This is a genomic window from Lachnospiraceae bacterium JLR.KK002, from assembly GCA_036941025.1.
GTDB lineage: Bacteria > Bacillota > Clostridia > Lachnospirales > Lachnospiraceae > Petralouisia.
Genome location: JAYMNP010000001.1, coordinates 1,454,342 through 1,473,824 on the forward strand (window position 1 = coordinate 1,454,342; position 19,483 = coordinate 1,473,824).

Sequence of the window (19,483 nt, forward strand, 5' to 3'; positions counted from 1 at the left end):
CTATTTTTTCTTCCCGCCAGAAGATTTCTTTTTCGGAAACTCCATGACAAACTTAAACTGTACCCCGCTTTTTTCTGCCCCGTCTTTGGTGTAACGGTATTCTTCCGTCCCACTCGGAATAATATAGGCATCATAGGGCTTGCCCGCCTTGCTCTTTAACCCTTTTAACAGGATTTTCTTCCCGGCAAGCATATCCTTCACCTGTACATCGGTAAGGGCAGCACCCATTACCCGGCTCACGTTCATACCGCATTTTTTCACGCAGTAAGCGCCGAATTTTCCTTTTACCACCTGACCGCCGCAGTTCGGGCATACCCCAAGAGCCGCCTGTTCCTGTGCGAACATCTTTTTCTGTTCGTCACTGACCTCATGGTAAGTGTGTATCAGTTCCGACACCATGTTTTCAATGTCCGCCATGAAGTCTTCCATAGGAAGCTCCCCTTTCGCTACCAGTGTCAGGGCATTTTCCCAATCGGCGGTAAGTTTCGGGGACTTCACCACATCCGGCAGCACCGTAACCAGCTTCATTCCGTCCTCTGTTGGTATGATCTGCTTTTTCTCACGCTTCACAAACCCGTCCCTGACTAACTTCTCAATGATGTCCGCCCTTGTCGCAGGCGTACCCAAGCCTTTCCTCTCCACGTCTTCGCCCATATCTTCCGCCCCGGCACGTTCCATTGCCGATAATAATAAATCTTCCGTAAAGTGCTTCGGCGGGGAAGTGAAATGCTCGCTTACTTTCGTCTGCACACCGTCAAATGCCTGTCCCTCCGACAGTTCCGGCAGCTTCTTTTCCTCTTTTTCCTCCTCCTGATTCCCGGAGATTTTAAAGGAACGCTTAAAGGCATCCTCAAAGGACTTCCACCCGTTATGCGTGACGGACTTCCCGGAAATCGCAAAAGTATGACCATTGCAGGAAAACTCCGCTTTGACTGTTTCATACAGATGTTTCTCCCCGGTGGCGCATAACAGGCGGTTCGCAACTAAAGACAGGATTTTACGCTCCGTTTCCGGCAGTGCCGCAAGGTCAGCTTTCGCTATCTCCATTGTGGGGATAATGGCGTGGTGGTCTGTCACCTTTTTACTGTTCAGAATCCGCTTTATGTCTGGTCTGGAAACCTTGTTTTCCTCAAACATCAGGGAACTGAACACTGCTTCAATCACGCCCTCTGCGGTCTGCCCCATGTCATCGGATAAGAACTGGCTGTCCGTCCTCGGATATGTGGCTAACTTTTTCTCATAAAGGCTCTGTGTGTACTCTAAGGTCTGCTTTGCGGTAAATCCAAACAAGCGGTTCGCATCCCTCTGGAGCGTGGTAAGGTCATAGAGCTTCGGCGGCATAACCGTTTTTTCCTCTTTCACAACGGACGTGGTGAGAGCCTGCCCGTTTTGGCAACCCCCCGCAATCTCATCCGCTTCATTTTTATCATCAATACGCCCGGTGGCGGCATCCATCCCGTCCATCAGAATATGTGCCATGTAATATTTTTCCTTCTGGAAATTCATAATCTTTGCTTCCCGGTCTACTAACATCGCAAGGGTGGGTGTCTGCACCCGCCCCACCTTTAAAACCTTTCCGCCATATAAAACCGTAAACAGCCTTGTACCGTTGATGCCCACAAGCCAGTCCGCTTCCTGCCTGCACAGTGCGGAATGGTACAGGTTGTCATAATCGCTCCCCGGCTGTAAATTTTCAAGCCCTTCACGAATGGCGCTTTCCTCCATTGAGGAAATCCACAGGCGTTTGATCGGCTTGTCACAGCCTGCCATTTCATACACAAGGCGGAAGATAAGCTCTCCCTCCCGTCCGGCGTCAGTGGCGCAGATCGTAGCCGAAACGTCCTCCCTGTGCATCAACTGGAAAAGCACGTCATACTGCGCTTTCGTGTCCGGCTTCACCTCATACCGCCATGTTTCCGGCTTGACGGGCAGGCTCTCATACGTCCATTTTTTCCACTGCTCCCCGTAGCTTTCCGGCTGTGCCAGCTCCACCAGATGCCCTACGCACCAGCTCACAACATAACCATTCCCTTCCATATATCCGTCATGGTTCTCTGCTGCGCCGATTACCTCCGCAATGCTCCTTGCTACACTCGGTTTTTCCGCTATCACTAACTGCATTTTTCTTTTCCTCCTATCAACTCAATATCACATTCCACTTCATTTCCCCACACATCAAACCCCTCTGCCTTTCTCCGGGCAAAAAGTTCTATTTTGGGCACACTACCCATTAGCTGATTAATCCGGTGATGTACTTCTTCCGGCTTCCTGCTGTGTTCTTCGATATGGGATACTACTACCTGATGTACCCCTGCATGGACACGCTTTGGTCTGCCCTTTGTTGCCAGTATGCAGATCTCTACATTACTGCGTGTCCAATACCCCATACCCCAAAAAAGCGACTCACTCTTTTTATTCTGTTTTACCCATACAAACGCTACCGTCTTATAAGCAAACCCCCATGCTTTTATCACTTCCAAACCTTCCAAAAGGCATGGGAATGTCACCCAAAGAAATAAGGCGCAGTCCTTGTCCGCAATGCCAGCTACCGGAAGTGCCTTTATATCTTCAATGTTCATGGTGGAATAGTGGCTTTCTGCGGTTCTTCCCGCATCTTTTTTAGAATGTACATAGTAATGCCAAGGGGGATCAGCCAGAATAACTGAATATTTCTTTTCTGCCATATCGCCGTCTACTCCTCCCCGTCATCCTCAAAGAAATCATCCTCTTTTTCCTCATTCTCCTCATCATCTTCGTATTCTTCTTCCTCCTCATCATCGTCCTCGTCAAGAAATTCCTCTTTCTTTTTCTTTGCTACCTTGAAATAATAGCCGCCGCCAATGGCTACAACCGCCACAAGCCCAAGAATGATATAGGTTGCCGCCGGGTTTTCCCCTGTTTTCTCCGGCTCCGGTTCGGGTTCTTCGGTATTTTCCTCCCCGTCCTCTGCCGCTTCTTCCGCAGCTTCTTCTTCCGTTTCCTGTTCCCCGTTATTATTGGGAAGTGCGCCCTCCGTCACAGGGATTGCGGATTCCAGTGCGGCGGAATTTTGCGGTAAGGTGTCGCTGTTGTCCGCTGTCACGTTCAACAGGTCATTTTCCGTAACTTCCGTCAGGAAATAAACCACTTCTTCCTCCCCGTCCCGGTCAATGATAAGGTAAAATACTTTTTCCGATGCGGTCTGGATTGTATAAAATTCCTTCCCCGTTTCGCTTTTCTCCTTCTCCCCGGCTTCCTCTTTCTTCTCCGATGCCGCCGCTTCCGCCATTGCCTGCTTTTTCTGCTCTGCAAGGCTGTTTTCGGAAACGGTGTTCCCGTCACTGTCCGTTTTGGTATGTTCCGTTACCTGTGCGGTAGCGGAGGAAGGCTTGGTTGCCTGTGCGTTCACCGGGAGCTGCTCTGCCGGGTTCTTCTCATTCCCGTCCGCCTTTTCCGGATCGGTATAATACGGGTTCGCTGTCTTATAGACTTCTGACATATTCCCGGCATTGTCCATTGCGGAAATGGTGAAATACTGGTAGCCTGCGTCAAACTGCTGCAGGCGGATATTCAACACGCCATTGGTAAGCTCCGTAAATTCATACCCGTTCACATACACCGCCTTGATGCCGGAATCCATATCGTGCGCCTGTACGCTTAACAATCCGTCACTGACCGCAGCGTTTAAGGTAGGCTTCGTGAAGTCAAAGCACCTGATATAGCGGTTTTTCTCATAGGTCTTGCCCCTCTGGTCTGTCACAAGCACATAGACGGTGGCATTTTCTGAAATCTCCACATACATATCCTCTGTGATGTCCGTCCAGCTCCCATTCTGCGCCACTTTCGCCTGCACCGTCTTTATGGAGAAGTTGCCGGAATGTGCCACATCTTCAACGGAGATATGTACCTTTGTGGTGTCATTGTGCCAGCCGGAGGGAGTGGAGATTGTGATTTTTACATTCGGGTTCACATATTCGCATAAGCTGAAATCCCCCTTGCAGACCTCACAATCTTTATCAGCGGAATACTGTGTGCATTTTTCTTTGCAGGTACATTCCGGCTCCGGAACTTCATTCCCGGATACTGTTCCGCCTTCCGTACCTTCCCCACTGCCACCGGATTCTGCTTCGCCTTCATTCTCGCCGGATTCGGATTCTGTTTCCCCAGTTTCACTTTCTCCGGTTTCCGTATTTTCCTCTGTTTCAGTGCTTTCCTCTGTTTCCGCTTCGGTACTGCCTTTCTCTGACGTTTCGCCGCTTTCCTCTGTAAGCGCACCCTCCGCATAGACATCTACCGTATTCCCGCTGTTCGCCATAAACGCCCCTACGGGCATACAGAACAATAATGCCGACAAGAGCAGCGACACCGCCGCCCTAGCTGATAACTTTTTCTTCATTTCCTGCCATCTCCTTTGCATTTTCTTTTTCTTCCAATAACTTCAAAATCTCGTCCTCGCTGAATTTAATGAGTAATTGCAGCTTCTCGGACGAGATTTTATGCTTTTCGATAATATCCATTTTTTCTGTTCTTTCCGCCATGCGCTTCTGTTCTTCCAAATCCTTCTTTTTCGCCTGCAAGGATTCAAGCTGCGCATCCACTTTGGAAAGCTCCTTTTCAATGCGTTCCTTTGTCATAAATGCCTGTCCTTTCATAAAAAAGTCTTACATTCACAAGTGCCTTTGTGATAAAATAGTTTGACAATAGAAAAGCCTGAAATGCTCTGCACTCCAAGCTGGTCAGCGTGACGGTTCCACTTTCCGATTTATGACATTGCCACATATGATATTTTTCCTGCTATTGTCAGGCTTTTTTATGATTTTCCCGTTGTGGTTGTCATACTTTTTTATCAATCATTTACTGTAACAGATATTGTCACGCTTTTTTATGAAAATGTCTTACTTTATTCTCATATTGTCAAACTTAATTATCATCAGACAATGCCTCCTTAATTTAATCTTCCGAAACTGTAAAAATGACTCTGCCAGTAAGACGAGTTGATGCTTGCGTAGCTGATTGGATCTCCGCAGTGAATCATTGTTCCGTTGCCGCAGTAAATCCCCACATGGCTCACCGCCCCGGCAGAATTGTAAGTCCCGGTAAAAAATATGATGTCCCCCGCCTTTGCGTCCGATGCGGAAACCAGAGTACACTGGTCATAAATCCCCTGTGCTGTAGTTCGTGGAAGGTTATGCACCCCGCTGTTGGTAAATACCCAGCAGACAAAGCCGGAACAGTCAAAACTTGTGGAAGGGTTTGAGCCGCCCCACACATAAGGGTAGCCGAGGTATTTTGCGGCTTCCTCCATAAGAGCCTGCACCGATGCGTCATCGTAGGCATCCGGCGGTATGGCGTTCCCCGGCAGACCTCCCGGCGTTTCCCCGTAAAGCGTGCCTTCGCCCACATCGAAATAAAATAACGGGTTATAATACTCCCCGTCATATAAACATTCGATATGCAAATGGCTTCCTGTACTGCTCCCGGTATTCCCCGTTGTGCCGATGACCGCCCCTTTTTCCACTTCCTGCCCCGAACTCACGCTGATGCTGTCCATGTGGGCATACTTGGTTGTGTAACCGTCTATCTCAATCGCTACATAATTCCCGTAATGGCTGTCATACGCCGCCGCTGTCACCGTACCGTCATGGGCGGCATAAACGGTTGTGCCTGTCGGTACAGCTATATCCACGCCCCGGTGAAATTCCTCGTTCCCTGTGGCTGGATTTTTCCGGTATCCGTAATAGCTTGACACATAGTAATACCAGTAAAGGTTAAGCGGCGATGCGAACTCCTGAAGCAGACCGTTTGTTTCCCGGTACATGGCGAAAATCTCCGCCTGCTCCGTATCCATTTTCCCGGCAACAAGGTTCTCTAACGGTATGACCGTAAGCGTCACTCTGAGGATACTGACCTCATATTCTTCTTCCTCCTCATACTCATATTCTTCCTCTGTTTCCTCCCCTGTGACCGGATCAGTGACCGTCCTCGTTCCTGTCTTTGTGACTGTCCTTGTCCTCGTTTCCGTATCCGGCGTAAGTGTGAGCGTATACATCTCATCAAAAAGAGCCTGTATTTCGCTTTCCACCTCACTTGCGGTAAATTCCGTATGGACTGCCGATAAATAGCCGATAAGGGTAAACGGGTTATGCCCGATTGCCCCAAGATTATAGGAATATTCATCATACCCCGGATAATCCGTTTCCACCCGGTCAATCTCATTCTGCAAGTCAAGCTCCAGACGGGTAAGCTGTAAATCAGCGGCGTCAATCTCTTTCGGCTTGCTTAAATAACTCGCTGCTAAAATCGTGGACTGCGTATCCGCAAACATCGCCCCACAGGACGATACGGAAACCATAATCATCATAAGGAGCAGCGCCATGATGCCCACTGTCACAAGCAGTCCGGCGTTTTTCCTCGCGAACTCCTGTAACTTCCTCGCCACAGTGACCGCACCGTTTTTCGTCTTTTCAAACGCCTGCTCCGCTGTTTTTCCTGCCGCTGCTTTCTTCCTCGCCTTGATGTACTCCCGTTTGATGCGCTGTTTCTGTAACCGCTTCTGCAAGGCTTTTTTCTGCATCTGCGGGTTTTCTTCCAAGAATTTCTGGTACTGGAAACTGACTTCCTTTTTAAACTGCTTCTTTTCCAGCTTTGCCACTTTCGCCCGCTGTTTCTGCTCTTTCCCTTTTACCTGCCTTTTGACGAAAGAATAAACCGCTTCCACTTTCTGCTCCGATTTATGTGCGCCCTCCACCGCTGAATTTTCTTTCTCCGTTTCAGCGATTTTCCCATGCACGAAATTCCGGCTCTCATTCTGCATCCGGCGCATGGTGGTTTTGGGTATGCCCTCCTGCTTGAATGGCTTCTCTTTATCCAGAGGGACAACCACATATTTTCCCTTCCCGGTTTTCTCGTCAAACACTCTCTGCAAGGTGTATTCCCTTGTCTTTGGCAGCTTCGCCCTTGCCTTCTGTACTTTTTTTGCGGCTTTTTCTGCCTGCCGCTGTTTCTTTTGCAGCTTTTTACTTCCGGTAAATTCAGAATCCCCTTCCCCCTGAAACAGATTCCCGGTATTCTCCGTAAAAGATTCTTCCGTAAAGGTTTTATTTTCCGCTTTTTCCTTCGTACTTCCTTTATTCCGGTGTTCCCTCTGCACCCGCTTTTTATGGTATTTCCCCTTTTTCTGCGACTGCCTGTAAGTGTCCCTCCGGTGGTAATCTTCCGCATCTGGCTGTTGCTTCTCTCTGTCCTCCGTCTGGTTAAAATTCTCCTGCCCGGTAAATCCACTGCTTTCCTTTACAAAATCCGGTTTTTCTTCCTGCCCCGGCTTCGCTTCGGACTTTTGGACTTTTTGTCCAGAAGTGTTCCGGTACATCTGCTTTTTTGCCTGAACCTTTGAAGCATGGTTCGGTTTACGCTGTCCGGCATCGCTGTTTAGGGAATCCACGCTTTTATTCTCTGTAAACGTGCTGTTTTTTCCCGTCTGGCTCTCTTTGGACTTCTGGACTTTTTGTCCAAAAGTTTCCTGCTGTGCCTGCATACTCTTTTCCGTCTGCCTTTTGCCGCCCGAACCACGCCCCGGTTTCCCTGTGCCGGAATCCCTCGGCTGATAGGCAGCATTGCCGCCGCCCGTAAAAGCATTGTCAGCTCCCTTATGAAACTCCGCATTTGCTTCTTTACGGTAGACGGTATCCTGTTTTTTCTTCCCTTTCTTTTCTGCCATTAACTGTCCTCATCCCCCTTTGTTACGGATTCTTCCGGCTTCGTATTCATAATCGCAAAGGTCTTTGTATCTGCCGGGTACTTATCCACGAAGGGGATAACCACGTTGTCAAACAGTATCAGACCGCTTCCCGGCTCGGAATTGGTGACGTGCATGAGCTGTTTCTCCGACAATCCCAACTTATCCGCCAGAATATGCTGGTCTTTGGCGTTCTGGTTTAACAGGTACACAAAATCGCTGTTCCCCAAGATGCCCTCGATTTCCTCCGATTTCAGAAAATCGCCCACGTTCTGCGTCAAGCCTGTCGGGATTCCGCCCCATTTCCGGAACCTTTTCCAGATTTCCACTGAATAAATGGCTGTCTGCTTCTCTTTTAAGAGCAAATGGAACTCGTCACAGTAGTACCTTGTGGCAACTTTCCGTTCCCGGTTCTGCGACACCCTGTTCCAGACCGCATCCTGCACAATCAGCATCCCTATCTCTTTTAACTGGTTTCCCAAGTCCCGAATGTCAAAGCACATGATCCGGTTGTGTGCGTCAACGTTGGTACGATGGTTGAAATAATTCTGCGAGCCATGCACATACAATACAAGGCTGTTGGCAATCCGCACCGCCTTCTGCTTCGCTTCTCTCTGCATCTCCGGCGCAACGTCCCTCGGCTCATACTTTAACAGCGCATTATACAAATCTTCCAGTATGGGCATATTCTCCGGCTTCGGGTGCTTGAAATACCCGTCATAGATATGCTTGATGCAGGTGTCAATGATGCCCTTCTCGTCATTTTCCAGACCGTCCTTTCCCCCGGCAATCAGATCGCACAGGGTAATCAGGAAATCGCTCTTTAATTTCAACGCTTCCTTGTCCCCCTTATGGGAGAGCTGAATATCCATCGGGTTTAAATAATCCTTTGAGTTGGTGGCAAGCCTTACCACCTGCCCATGAAGTGCCTGCACTAACGGAAAATACTCGCCCTCTGGATCGCAGACAATAATATCGTCCTTTGTGATAAGGAAACAGGATAAAATCTCCCTCTTTGCGCTGAACGATTTACCACTGCCGGGTGTGCCTAAAATCACCCCATTCGGTGTACGCAGCCTTTTCCGGTCTGCCATAATCATGTTGTTAGAAAGTGCGTTCAGACCGTAATAAATGGCGGGCGCAGGCATGAAAAGCTCCTGTGTGCAGAAAGGCACAAGGACAGCGGCGCTCTTTGTGGTAAGGTTTCTTTCAATACCCACATCGTTACACCCAATCGGCGCACTCGCCATTAACCCCTGTTCCTGTAAATACTGCAAACATCTGAGGTTGCAGTTCGCCTGCTGGATAATGCCGGACACCCTCTGCGTCAGGTTCTCCAGTTCCCGCTTCGTCCGCCCATAACAGGTAATGAGGAAAGTCATTTTAATAAGTTTCTGGTTGCTTGTGTTCAAATCGTCAAGCAGTTCCAGCGTGTCCTTCTCATAAGTCACGATGTCCGTAGGCAGTATATCCATATCGTAACCGCTTCTTACTGCCTTTTTCTGCTCCTCAATTTTCATTTTCTGAATATCGGTGAGCGCACGTTTTATCATCTTGATTGCTTCCACCGGATCAATGGTCTGCATATGCATGGTAAGGGTGAGGTTGTCATCAATATCCAGCAGCTTCTTAACCATCTCGTCCGTAAACTTCGGCGCAATCATATCAAGGTAAGACACTCTCCCGTAAATGCTGCCAGACTTAAAGCGGCTCGGATAGCGGAAATCAAATCCCGGCGGCGCAATGTAATCTTTAACTGACTTCCCGGATTCTGACAGCTCCTTAAACGAAAACCGGAAAGGCTCCATTGTACCCTGATTGAAATACTCATGCAGGATACGCAGCCTTTCCTTCCCGTCAAGACCTCTGGCGTTTGTGCCGATATTGTTTAAATTGTGTACCACGTCCTTCTCGATATTGCCTAACTTGCTCTTTGCTTCCCTGTACCCGGCGCTTTCCACGCCGAAAATCAGGTACTTTGACTTGATGATACCGTTATTGCCCTTTGCCGACTGGTGCTTTAACATCTGCGTGTATTCATCACGAATATCGTCAAAATCATCCTCCTGCAGTGCAATGTCAAACTGCTCCGCAAGAGCCTGCTCGCTGACCTGCCTATTGAACAGGAACAACTGGAACTTTATGGACGGATCGAAATAGTTAATCAGCTTGCTGTATTCCTCCAGAATATCCGCCTGATCCTCCACCTCCAGCAAGTCATAGTTGATGTCGTAAAACTCCACCATTTTCGTGTAATAACTGTCCGCCACCTGACAGATGCCGTCCCGGTACATTTTTTTGAATGTAATGGTTTTCTGTGCGGTGTCCGGCTTCGCCTGCTCTTTGCTGTTCCCGGCAAGCGCACGTTTCAGCTCCGCAAGGCGTTTCTTTTCCGATAAGGTCAGCCCCGCCTTTTCCGGCATCCGCTTATTTTCCTGCGGTTTTGGCTTTGCCGCCCCCGCCTTTTGCTTTTTCTTCAAGGAAACATACCTCCCTCCTGATTTTTTCCCGTTCCTCCAACTGCTTGTAGAGGTTTTCCGATTTATACGGTCTGATTCCCGGCGTGAGTACCTTCTGCCGGAGCATGAAGTATAAAATCTTCTCTGCCGGGAAACCGTCTTTTTCATACATTGCCAAAAAGAAGAATGGCAGCATTGCGCCCACCATGATAAGCGCCGCCCCCTGTGTCCCCAATACCCCTTTGGTAAGGAAATATAAAGGCACTCCCACAAGGGCAGCCCCCGAAAAGCAGATAATCTGCCTTTTGGTGAGGTTCAACGCTACTTTTGTCTTGATTCCACTCAGGTCTTTTGGCACTGGTACGGATATTGCCATAGTCTGCTCCTTTCGTGGGAAATGCCCGCCAAACCGCCAGCTTCCATAAATACGCTGTGTTTAGTGGGCATTGAAAATTGATTTTGATAATGAGCCTGTCTTGAATAAGCTGAAACAGAGGATTACGGTATATGCCGCAACCGACCATAATGCGCTGTGCAGATTGCCTGCCACTGCCACGCTTGCCACAAGCACAGCATAGATCGCCACGCACACCATGATAAAGAACCCCTGAAACGCAAGTGCGACAAGCCCTTTTAAATAATTTGTCCCGATTGTACCCCATTCCCGGTTGGTAACTGTCGCTGCCGGGATTGGCGCAACTGACACATAAAGGTATATTTCAATCATGCGCCCGTATAGAATGACGGTGATGAGGACGGACATGATTTTCATACATAAGCTGATGACCATAGTTTCCAGACCAAGACCGATAAGCTCCCCTATCCCCATTGTGTCAATCTGGTTATTGAACATGGTGGTAAGGGTAGCCTGTACGTCAAGGCTTGTAGAGCCTGATATGGAAGATGCCGCCTGTGTCACCACATGGCTTCCCACGTCAAACACCGCCATGACTATATCAAAAGTCTTGGAAAGCAGCATGACAGCGATACAAGCCTTAAATAAAAAACGGAAGAACAGGCTTGTATCAAAGTCATGCATATTGTTTTTGTCGATTACCATTGTTATCAGCTCATAGATCAGCACAAAACTGATAATCATGCCTGCTATGGGGACTACCACGTTTTCCGATAACGTCCGTATCATGCTGAATATGCCGGAGTTCCAAGTGCTTGGTGTCTTGCTGACCTCCCCCGCAATCGTGCCGACCTTATCATTGACATCTGTAAATACCCGATAAAGTCGGTTTTTACAGCTAAATTGTTTTTAACTGGATTTTTTATTGAATTGTTTCCCCATTCCCGCTGTCGGTCAGATTTCCGATGAAACGGTAATGGATTTCGATAGACTGAACTTTCTCACCATTTACCCGGCGTTTGTCGCCTACTAAAATCTTTGTGATAAGTTCATTGATGATACAAGAATTTAATTCCTTCAGGTCAGTGTACTGCCGGATCAGACTTATCCACTTTTCCGCATTCTGCTCTGTAGCGTCATGCTCTGCCGACTGTTCCTGCAATGCGGAAAGCTGTTTTTTAAGTTCTTCCTGCTCCCTCTGGTACTTCGGCATAAGGTTGTCTATACTTGCCCCCGCAAGCCTGCCGAGTGCGTAATCCTCATACAGCCTGCTTATGACTTTCTCTATTTCCCCAAGCCTTTTCTCAATGGTTCGCCTTTTCCCCTCAACCAAACCATAATCCACGGTACTGTTAATCTGTTGCTGTTCCATAACCCTGCCAAGGACTGCCTGCTCGTCTGCAAGTGCCATTGCCGCCCATTCCCTGATGTCTTTGAGGACAATATCGTACAAGTCCTGCTCTTTGATACGGTGCGGCGTGCATCCGTCCGGCCCGTTCGCCTTGTAGTTCTGGCATGAACCGAAATAGGTCTTTTCCGGGTTGCTCTTGCTCGTCTTTTCAGGGAAGAATGAAATGCGCCTGCCGCAGTCTGGGCAGTAGGCAATGCCGGAAAAGATACTCGGCTCCCTTTTTGCCTTGCACATCCGCCTGCGCTTCCCGTTGACCTCCTGCACACGCTCCCACAGTTCCAAATCCACAATCGGCTCGAAGATGTCCTTAACTACCACCCACTCGTCTTTGGGCTTCACATAATTTTTGCCGACCTTGAACAGCTTTGACTGTTTCTGCGCCACAAGGCTCCCGATGTAGACCTCGTGCGAGAGTATCCATTTTATCGTGGTTTCGTTCCACATATAGTTGGAGATATGCCCCTCGCCCTGAAAGCCCGCCCACGTCCGTTCGCCCCTTACATGATGCCAGTATGCGGGTATCGGTATGCGCTCCCTTTTCAGAACGTTGCCGATTGCCTTGTAGCCTTTGCCCTGCACAGCCAGCTCATACATCCGCCTTACAATCGGCGCTGTTTCCGCATCCGGTATCAGCTTGTGGCTGTCCTCCGGCGATTTCCGGTAGCCGAACGGCGGCACGGTGCTGTGGTAGATGCCCGCCCTTGCCTTCGTGGTCATGGTGCTGCGGATTTTCTTTGAGATGTCACGTGCGTAAAAATCGTTAAACAGGTTCTTGAACGGAGCCATCTCATTGTACCCCGTAGCAGTATCAATCCCGTCGCTGATTGCGATATAGCGTACCTTCTTGCCGGGGAAATATACTTCGGTATAATAACCTGTCTGCAAGTAGTCACGCCCAAGACGTGAGAGGTCTTTCGTGATGACCGTGTTGATTTTCCCGCTTTCAATATCCTCAATCATGCGCTTAAAATCCGGTCTTTCAAAATTCGTGCCGCTCCAACCGTCGTCAACGTAGGTTTCCACGACCTCTATCCCGTGGTACTGTGCGTACTGCATGAGCATCTGCTTCTGGCTCGTTATGGAATTGCTTTCCCTGTCCGTGATGCCGTCATCAACGGACAATCGGGTATATAACCCGCCTTTTGGTGCTGTTTTGTATGTAGTCCTACCCATTCGCTTCTCCCTTCCCGGAAAAAGCTGGTGAACTGCAAAGTGGTTCTCTGGTTTCTATTATATCGGAATCCCCCCATGCCTGCAAGCACTTTTCCTCTTTGTCGGAATTTAATATCGCCCTCACAAACGCATCCTGCGCCGTTCTCCTGCTGTCAAATACCCTTGTCACTATCAGTTTTGTTTTATTCAAATATATTCCCTCCAATCAATCCAGTATCAGACGCTTTCTGCGTCCTGCCGTGTAAAATAAAAGCCCGGCAAGGTGTGAAATTTCCTCTGCCGGGTATCAGGCGCTTTGAAAGGACGCAATAAAGACGCTTCCAAAATGCCCCCAAAGCCTTGTATTTCCTATGTTTAGACGCTAAGACACTTCTTTTTCAAGTTCGAAAATAAAAATTATTATATATAGGAAACAGGCTCCTGCATAAGCGTATGTATATATAAAAAAGGATTTCGGATTTTGCCCGTCTTTGCGTCTTTTTCGTCTTAATGCCCGCTTTCCCCTGTCCGCACCTTTACATGGATACCTTTAAATCCCCTTGCGGTCTTGCCGGAGCCGAGTGCGATATTATGGGTATAGTCAAGCCCGTACTGCTTCTCATTCTGCCGCAGGAAGTTAGAAAAACTGCGCTCCCCTAACGGCTTTTCGAGGTTGTCCCCGCACCACTGGCTGTAGGCGCTGTAAAGCTGCTTTGACGTGGCGTGTGTGCCTTTCTCAAGCCTGATATAGCCCTCCGACTGCATGAATACGATGATATTGTTCCCGTCCTGCATGGCTTTTGTCAGGTTGTCCTCCGCCCGTTTGCTTATGGTGAAGCTGTACCCGTTGTCAATCAGGCGGTGCAGCCCCTCAAGACACCATAAAAATATCCCTTCCGCTTCAGCAATCAGCTTCTCGCCGAGGAACGGATCGTCTTTCCTGTCCGGCTCACGCTCTTTGACGGTAAGGACAATCTGCCTGCGGAAAAAGCCGTAAGAACGGTCATACAGTGAACCGAGGTTGCCATTCCCGAAACAGATAAACCTCACGCATAAATACCCTTGTTCGCTCTGTTTCCCCTTGCGCTCCAAGTCCGTTTTATCTTCCAGCGTCACTATGGATTTGATATTGTTCGTCTGCGGCAGTGCCTCCAGCTTCATGTCGTCATCAAGCATCAGCAGTTTCCATTCAAGGTCTGCCCGTGCGAAGCGGTCAACCTCCACTTTCTGTATGCTGCCTGTGTTCATGCTGTCACCGAGCAAAGCACGAAGCACCCTGCCGATGCGTGACTTGCCCTCCCCGCCTTTCCCTATGACAATCATCATTTTCTGCCCCTTTGTCGTGGGCAGCAGAACATAGCCCATAAACTCCTGCAACGTGATAATATCCTCCGGCACTAATAACTGTCCAAGAAAGGCAAGCCAGCGTGAAGGTTCCGGCGCACCCGGCAGATACTTCACCGGAAGCCTGTTCATGCAGAACTCCTTCTGTGCGGAGAAATCCCCCGACAGAAAATAAGTTCCGTTCGCCACATGGATACGGTCTGTCTGGTAGGGTATCGGCGGCGAGTAGCACCTGATCCGCAGCGCATCCAGGAGCGTTGTCGCCTTTTTTGCGATGCCTGATGTGACATACGGCGCAATCTTGTAGTATATCTCCGCTTTAATCTGCTCCGCATCCCCGATTACCCCGTTTACGTCAAAAAAAGTGCCGTGTATGCACTTCATAGGATGCCCTGCGAGGAAATCCTCACAGAAAAGCACGTCATTGACTTTGCTCCCGTCAAACCATGTTTCCGGCTGTGACGCCCGCTCCATTTTCTCCATTGTCTTTTCCAATGCCGCCCTCTGCTCCGACGGCACACTGTTCCAGTCTTCTTTCAATTTTCAACACTTCCTCTCCATAATCCGCTACTAACTGCACACGCTCCGGTAGCGGAGCGTACAATAAAACATCCAGCAGGTACTCAATATAATCTTTCTTTTCCAACGCTTCACAGAATAATGGGTTCCATTCCCCGTCCGGCTCCTGCGGCGCATACTGTTTTTTCCATTCCCTCAGACAGCACAGGTAATCGGAAAGCACACGGAAACACTTCTTTTCCGCCCTCTCAAACCTCTGCTCCGGTGATAACTTCCGTTTCCGCTTTGGCGGCGACTTCCTGCCCCTGTTATCCTCAAAACTGATACCGAAATCCAACGCAATCTGCAATGCTGCTTCCTTCTTCCCAAGCCCGTAATACTTCGCCACAAAATCAATGGCATCGCCCTTTTCCCCGCATCCGAAACAGTAATAGCGGTTATCAATCTTCATGCTCGGATTTTTGTCTTTATGGAACGGGCAGACCGCCATGCCACTGCGGTTTATCTTTATCCCACAATGCTCCGCCGCCTGCCTTGCGGTAATGCCGTTTTCCCTTATCGCTTCAAATACATTCATGCAGCCCTCCATTCAAAATCTCCGCAACGCAAAAAAGGCAGCTACAAACCTTTACAGGTTCATAACTGCCCTTGCGCTGTATGAGTAAAATAGTTAGTGGAGCAAACACCTACCACACAATCAATATATTATTAGAAAGATAACTTATTCACAATAATTTCCATAATCATAAATTCTAAAATCATCTACATAAGTATGAATACAGCCCTTTTCCCAATTCCCCTTTAATGCATTAAATAGTGGTTTTACATGACTATCATCCTCTGATGCAGCTTTCCCAATATAATCATTGTATGCATCAAATGTTTCAAATCTAAAAGCAATATTATCAAGTTGATCGGCCCCAACTATGTCTGATAAATAAACCATCCCACTCTTTGTAACACGTATTTGGTTATCATGTTTATCATCACCATCGGCAATTAACTGTCTAAACTGTGCAAGAGTAATTGTTCTAATATCATACATTTCCATTTCATGTACCTCCAAATCATTATAGTGAGATATAATAATATTATAAGTTTGTATAAATTGCAATTACCTTTTAGAAAAATTTATCAATTTTTAATATGCTCAATTTATTCTCATTATCTGTTAAAAATCCATTACCATTTTTACCATGATTAAATTATATCCTACAAGTAGCTTCTGGGAGAGAAGCCCACATTGGAATCGCACCATCATCTTTGTGACCGTTTTACGGAAGTATCATTATCAGGAAACAGTGTCATGGCGCAAGGTTCCCACACCTTGTTTGCTTTAAAACATTTCTCGCTCTTGCCTGTCCAGTACAGGCGGTCATGGCGTGCTTTGGCACAGCTCGGCTGTTTCATACGTCTTGCAGGATTGTCCATATTCAGTTGTCAGTAAGCGATGCCTTTTAAGTCCGCATCCCAAATAAGATATATCTATACGTCCGGTCAAATTTCCAGCTTGTCCGCCCCGTACTTGTGGATAATCCGGAACAGGATTTCTTTCTCTTTCCCCTCCGCTTTCCCGTACAGCCTGCACAGTGTTTCAAGCTCTGTTTCTGTAAGGGTATTGGTATAGGGCTTGTAGTTTTCCGTGATAAAAACCCCGCCGCCACAACCCGGCTTTGTATAAATCGGGTAATCAAAAGTCAATGCGAAAATATCATGGTGTATCGTGCGTATCGTAACGCCCAATTCCCACGCAAGCTCCCTTGCCGTGATATGCCCTTTGACAGACAAAATGCTGATGATTTCCATTCTCCGGTGTGCCGTGTTCATGCTGCGCCTCCCTTCATTTTGGGGCTTGAAAACTGCCCGGTTTTTTTATGTATTCCTTTCACAGTACGGCCCAAATTCATGTATGATTGACAGGACGGTTTCCCTGTCTTTCCCCGTACATCCAACAGCGAGTTTTTCCAGGCATTCCAGTTGTTCATGCGAAAGCGTATTCTGGTTTTTCCCAACGCCGTCCATCAGGAAATAGCCGCCGTTATATCCTTTTTTTGAAATGACCGGAAGTTCCTCGCCTATGACTTCAAAATCCCTGCTGATTGACTTCCTGCCCACGCAGTATCTACCCATAAGTTCCGATACCGTCAGCCTCTTTCCTGACAGCAGCATACGCTCAATTTCACGCCGCCGCTGGAATGCATGGTCTAACACTTTTTCACCCCCTTTCTCCGCTGTTTCTGATGTTAATTGTAGATAAAGTAATGCTCCCTCTATGGGGGCATTGCTAAAAAAATTTCCAAGTTTTTCTCTAAAAGCCGGAAAGATAAAACCCTTTCCGGACAAGAATAGCAAGCACTGCCTGTGTTCCCTCACAGGCTCCAATTTTTCAAATTCCCCCGAAGCGGGAACTTGGAAAAATTGGCTTGTAGGGGGCATATCCCCCTACCCCCCCTTTGCGCTCAAAAAATCACAAACTGCCCTGCCTAAGTTTTTGATTTTTTTGTACGAATGCCCCATGTATGAGGGCATTTATTTTTGTAAAATCCCATTAAAAAACTGATAAGGAGAAAAAACCAAAAATGGCAAACCGTGAGCGCAAAAATGAGCTGAAAATATATCTAAGCGACAAGGAGCAATACATACTGGAACAGAAAGTAAAAATCTCCGGCATGAAAAGCAAATCCACCTTCCTGCGCCGCCTGATTTTATACGGCTTTGTCTATGACATTGACTATTCGGATTTACGGGAATACAATGCTACACTCGGAAAAATCAGCGGCAACCTGAACCAGATTGCAAAGCGAATGAATGCCACAGGAAATGTGTATAAAGCCGATGTGGAGGAAGTGAAAAAGCTGATGAAACAAGTATGGGATACACAATTAGCCATGCTGAAAAAACAGCCCTCCATGAAACAGTAAAAACATATCTATGTAGCACAACAGCAATCAATTTTTCAGGAAAATTTACAAAAGCAAAACCTCTATTAAATCCAAAAATGGTCAAAATTCGACATTAAAAAAGGTGTGCTGTAATTCAGTTTTAATCTGATTCACAGTACACCTTGATGTGTGTAACATACCTTTTATTTTTATGAATGTCCTTAACCTGTTCTTATATATTTGGGATTTTATTTTCATCATTATCCTATTCCTCTATTTTCACCTCTGAACATTCAATAAAAGCACCTCTGCCGTACAACAATATAAATTGTCATACGGCAGATTAAATTGTGTTTTCCTTTAAAAAATGTTCTTTTCCACTCCGCTGTCTTTAACTGAATTTTTCTCTCACTATACTACTTGATGTCTGCAATAAAATCTGACTGCCAAAAACATAAAGACAGGAATTTCAACCACTGCCGATATGAGAATGACATATGGTGTCCAAAAACTCATTCCCCCAATATGCAGAAAATGAAAATCGCAGAGCTGATAAAGAAAATTATTTTTCATACCAATGCCTGCGGACGGCAAAATTCCTCCAATCCATGTATCACCTAAAGCCCCATAAGCGAATATAGGCAAAAACAGTATTACCATAGAAATCAACAGCACTGTTAATGAATCCTTACATTTGGCAGAGAGGAAAAATGTACAGCTGATGACTGCCAATACTGAAATCAATCCAGCCAGTACCAAAACAATCTGGAGCTGCCCCAGGTTCATATCTGGCAGGTTGATGACGGAAAACAACATTTGGAAAGAAGTTTCCAGACAATCTGTGCCAAACGCAAGGTTCAGGATTAACAAATGAATTGACATTCCCAAAACAAAAATTACTATGAATATGCTGCTGGCTGCTAAAATCCTTGTGACAGCTAATTTCATGCGCCCGTATTTGGTACAACGTAAAATACTGTCACTCCCGGTTTGATATTCATTTGCAAAAATCGGAGCTGCAATAGCGGTACAAAGGATTGACAAAACTAAAATATACAATGTTGTATAGTCAAAAGCATCCCTGCTCATACCGGGAAACAGATAGAATGGCTGTTTCAGCTTTGCATACTCATCTGCGGCAAACTGCCCGGCTGTCGGATATTCTTTCTGCTCAAGGTTCATAACATGATCCAGATGAGAAGCGCACCTCTCATAAAAATACTGTTCCACTTCATCCGGGGCAATATCCATAAGTTCTGCCCCGATGCCTGTTTTCGGATCAGCAAAGGCTTCGCTTAATCCTTTCAGCATAGGGCGTATTGCCATAATATTTTCAATATAAACGTCCAGCGGCACATCATCCAGTGTGCCATATTCCTTTACGCACGACTGATATACCCGCAGGGCTTCCGCCAGCTTCTCCGACGTAATATCCCCTGCTGTTTTTGCATAGTAATCTCTCTTAAACTTAATTGCAGGCAAGCCATCTAACTCAATGACTTCGCCATTTTCTCCCGGACGGTTAATAGATTCAAAACTAATCGGCAGATATGCCGATATAACAGACATCAAAATAGCAACAGCAATCAATACCAAAGTACAGCGTGACATTATAATCCGTTTCACTTCTAAACGAAATAAGCGCAT

16 protein-coding genes and 1 pseudogene are annotated in these 19,483 nt (G+C 47.2%); 1 reads left to right on the top strand and 16 read right to left on the bottom strand.

Annotation, left to right across the window (positions count from 1 at the left end):
- The 15 genes and pseudogenes from VSQ32_07040 to VSQ32_07110 all read right to left on the bottom strand — a co-directional run bounded on the left by VSQ32_07040 (nt 1) and on the right by VSQ32_07110 (nt 17,165).
- Nucleotides 1-2,121 (bottom strand): DNA topoisomerase 3, encoded by a 2,121-nt coding sequence (locus tag VSQ32_07040; protein ID MEH2942620.1) that lies wholly within the window; start codon nt 2,119-2,121, stop codon nt 1-3.
- Nucleotides 2,112-2,684: an MT-A70 family methyltransferase gene (locus VSQ32_07045; GenBank protein MEH2942621.1), complete on the bottom strand. Its 573-nt coding sequence runs from the start codon at nt 2,682-2,684 to the stop codon at nt 2,112-2,114. The genes VSQ32_07040 and VSQ32_07045 overlap by 10 nt, the downstream gene beginning before the upstream one ends.
- 8 nt (nt 2,685-2,692) lie before the next feature.
- Nucleotides 2,693-4,375, bottom strand: coding sequence for a DUF4366 domain-containing protein (locus VSQ32_07050; GenBank protein MEH2942622.1), 1,683 nt, complete (start codon nt 4,373-4,375; stop codon nt 2,693-2,695).
- A complete protein-coding gene (locus tag VSQ32_07055) occupies nt 4,353-4,613 on the bottom strand; it encodes a cell envelope biogenesis protein TolA (protein MEH2942623.1) in 261 nt (86 codons plus the stop codon). The genes VSQ32_07050 and VSQ32_07055 overlap by 23 nt, the downstream gene beginning before the upstream one ends.
- 311 nt (nt 4,614-4,924) lie before the next feature.
- Nucleotides 4,925-7,696 carry a peptidoglycan DD-metalloendopeptidase family protein gene (locus tag VSQ32_07060; protein MEH2942624.1) on the bottom strand — a complete coding sequence of 924 codons (2,772 nt, stop codon included), beginning with the start codon at nt 7,694-7,696 and terminating at the stop codon, nt 4,925-4,927.
- Entirely contained in the window at nt 7,696-10,194 is a 2,499-nt protein-coding gene (locus VSQ32_07065; GenBank protein MEH2942625.1) for a conjugal transfer protein TraE, read from the bottom strand. The genes VSQ32_07060 and VSQ32_07065 overlap by 1 nt, the downstream gene beginning before the upstream one ends.
- The gene (locus VSQ32_07070) at nt 10,142-10,549 is read right to left on the bottom strand and encodes a PrgI family protein (GenBank protein ID MEH2942626.1); all 408 of its coding nucleotides are present in this window, start codon (nt 10,547-10,549) and stop codon (nt 10,142-10,144) included. Before VSQ32_07070 ends, VSQ32_07065 begins: the two co-directional genes overlap by 53 nt.
- 60 nt (nt 10,550-10,609) lie before the next feature.
- A pseudogene (locus VSQ32_07075) lies at nt 10,610-11,404 on the bottom strand (CD0415/CD1112 family protein).
- A 46-nt stretch (nt 11,405-11,450) separates the two neighbouring features.
- On the bottom strand, nt 11,451-13,112 hold the full coding sequence (locus VSQ32_07080) for a recombinase family protein (GenBank protein MEH2942627.1): 1,662 nt from the start codon (nt 13,110-13,112) through the stop codon (nt 11,451-11,453).
- Complete coding sequence (locus tag VSQ32_07085) at nt 13,105-13,302, bottom strand: hypothetical protein (GenBank protein MEH2942628.1); 198 nt, start codon at nt 13,300-13,302, stop codon at nt 13,105-13,107. Before VSQ32_07085 ends, VSQ32_07080 begins: the two co-directional genes overlap by 8 nt.
- Nucleotides 13,303-13,598: 296 nt before the next feature.
- Nucleotides 13,599-14,918, bottom strand: a complete 1,320-nt coding sequence (locus tag VSQ32_07090) for a DUF5906 domain-containing protein (protein MEH2942629.1) — start codon at nt 14,916-14,918, stop codon at nt 13,599-13,601.
- A complete protein-coding gene (locus VSQ32_07095) occupies nt 14,875-15,531 on the bottom strand; it encodes a CHC2 zinc finger domain-containing protein (protein ID MEH2942630.1) in 657 nt (218 codons plus the stop codon). Before VSQ32_07095 ends, VSQ32_07090 begins: the two co-directional genes overlap by 44 nt.
- 144 nt (nt 15,532-15,675) lie before the next feature.
- Nucleotides 15,676-16,005: a hypothetical protein gene (locus VSQ32_07100; GenBank protein ID MEH2942631.1), complete on the bottom strand. Its 330-nt coding sequence runs from the start codon at nt 16,003-16,005 to the stop codon at nt 15,676-15,678.
- Between the two features lie 446 nt (nt 16,006-16,451).
- On the bottom strand, nt 16,452-16,781 hold the full coding sequence (locus tag VSQ32_07105) for an HTH domain-containing protein (protein MEH2942632.1): 330 nt from the start codon (nt 16,779-16,781) through the stop codon (nt 16,452-16,454).
- Between the two features lie 45 nt (nt 16,782-16,826).
- A complete protein-coding gene (locus tag VSQ32_07110; protein ID MEH2942633.1) occupies nt 16,827-17,165 on the bottom strand; it encodes a hypothetical protein in 339 nt (112 codons plus the stop codon).
- Nucleotides 17,166-17,533: 368 nt separating this feature from the next.
- Here VSQ32_07110 and mobC point away from each other — a divergent pair, with 368 nt between their 5' ends.
- Nucleotides 17,534-17,875 carry a plasmid mobilization relaxosome protein MobC gene (mobC, locus tag VSQ32_07115; GenBank protein MEH2942634.1) on the top strand — a complete coding sequence of 114 codons (342 nt, stop codon included), beginning with the start codon at nt 17,534-17,536 and terminating at the stop codon, nt 17,873-17,875.
- 372 nt (nt 17,876-18,247) lie between these two features.
- Here mobC and VSQ32_07120 read toward each other — a convergent pair whose 3' ends face one another.
- Nucleotides 18,248-19,483: an ABC transporter permease subunit gene (locus tag VSQ32_07120; protein MEH2942635.1), complete on the bottom strand. Its 1,236-nt coding sequence runs from the start codon at nt 19,481-19,483 to the stop codon at nt 18,248-18,250.

What these genes read in the sequence shown, in the direction of transcription:
- VSQ32_07040 (MEH2942620.1), bottom strand. Translation starts at nt 2,121, where the DNA reads ATGCAGTTAGTGATAGCGGAAAAACCGAGTGTAGCAAGGAGCATTGCG.
- VSQ32_07045 (MEH2942621.1), bottom strand. Translation starts at nt 2,684, where the DNA reads ATGGCAGAAAAGAAATATTCAGTTATTCTGGCTGATCCCCCTTGGCAT.
- VSQ32_07050 (MEH2942622.1), bottom strand. Translation starts at nt 4,375, where the DNA reads ATGAAGAAAAAGTTATCAGCTAGGGCGGCGGTGTCGCTGCTCTTGTCG.
- VSQ32_07055 (MEH2942623.1), bottom strand. Translation starts at nt 4,613, where the DNA reads ATGACAAAGGAACGCATTGAAAAGGAGCTTTCCAAAGTGGATGCGCAG.
- VSQ32_07060 (MEH2942624.1), bottom strand. Translation starts at nt 7,696, where the DNA reads ATGGCAGAAAAGAAAGGGAAGAAAAAACAGGATACCGTCTACCGTAAA.
- VSQ32_07070 (MEH2942626.1), bottom strand. Translation starts at nt 10,549, where the DNA reads ATGGCAATATCCGTACCAGTGCCAAAAGACCTGAGTGGAATCAAGACA.
- VSQ32_07080 (MEH2942627.1), bottom strand. Translation starts at nt 13,112, where the DNA reads ATGGGTAGGACTACATACAAAACAGCACCAAAAGGCGGGTTATATACC.
- VSQ32_07090 (MEH2942629.1), bottom strand. Translation starts at nt 14,918, where the DNA reads ATGGAGAAAATGGAGCGGGCGTCACAGCCGGAAACATGGTTTGACGGG.
- VSQ32_07095 (MEH2942630.1), bottom strand. Translation starts at nt 15,531, where the DNA reads ATGAATGTATTTGAAGCGATAAGGGAAAACGGCATTACCGCAAGGCAG.
- VSQ32_07100 (MEH2942631.1), bottom strand. Translation starts at nt 16,005, where the DNA reads ATGGAAATGTATGATATTAGAACAATTACTCTTGCACAGTTTAGACAG.
- VSQ32_07105 (MEH2942632.1), bottom strand. Translation starts at nt 16,781, where the DNA reads ATGAACACGGCACACCGGAGAATGGAAATCATCAGCATTTTGTCTGTC.
- mobC (MEH2942634.1), top strand. Translation starts at nt 17,534, where the DNA reads ATGGCAAACCGTGAGCGCAAAAATGAGCTGAAAATATATCTAAGCGAC.
- VSQ32_07120 (MEH2942635.1), bottom strand. Translation starts at nt 19,483, where the DNA reads ATGCGCTTATTTCGTTTAGAAGTGAAACGGATTATAATGTCACGCTGT.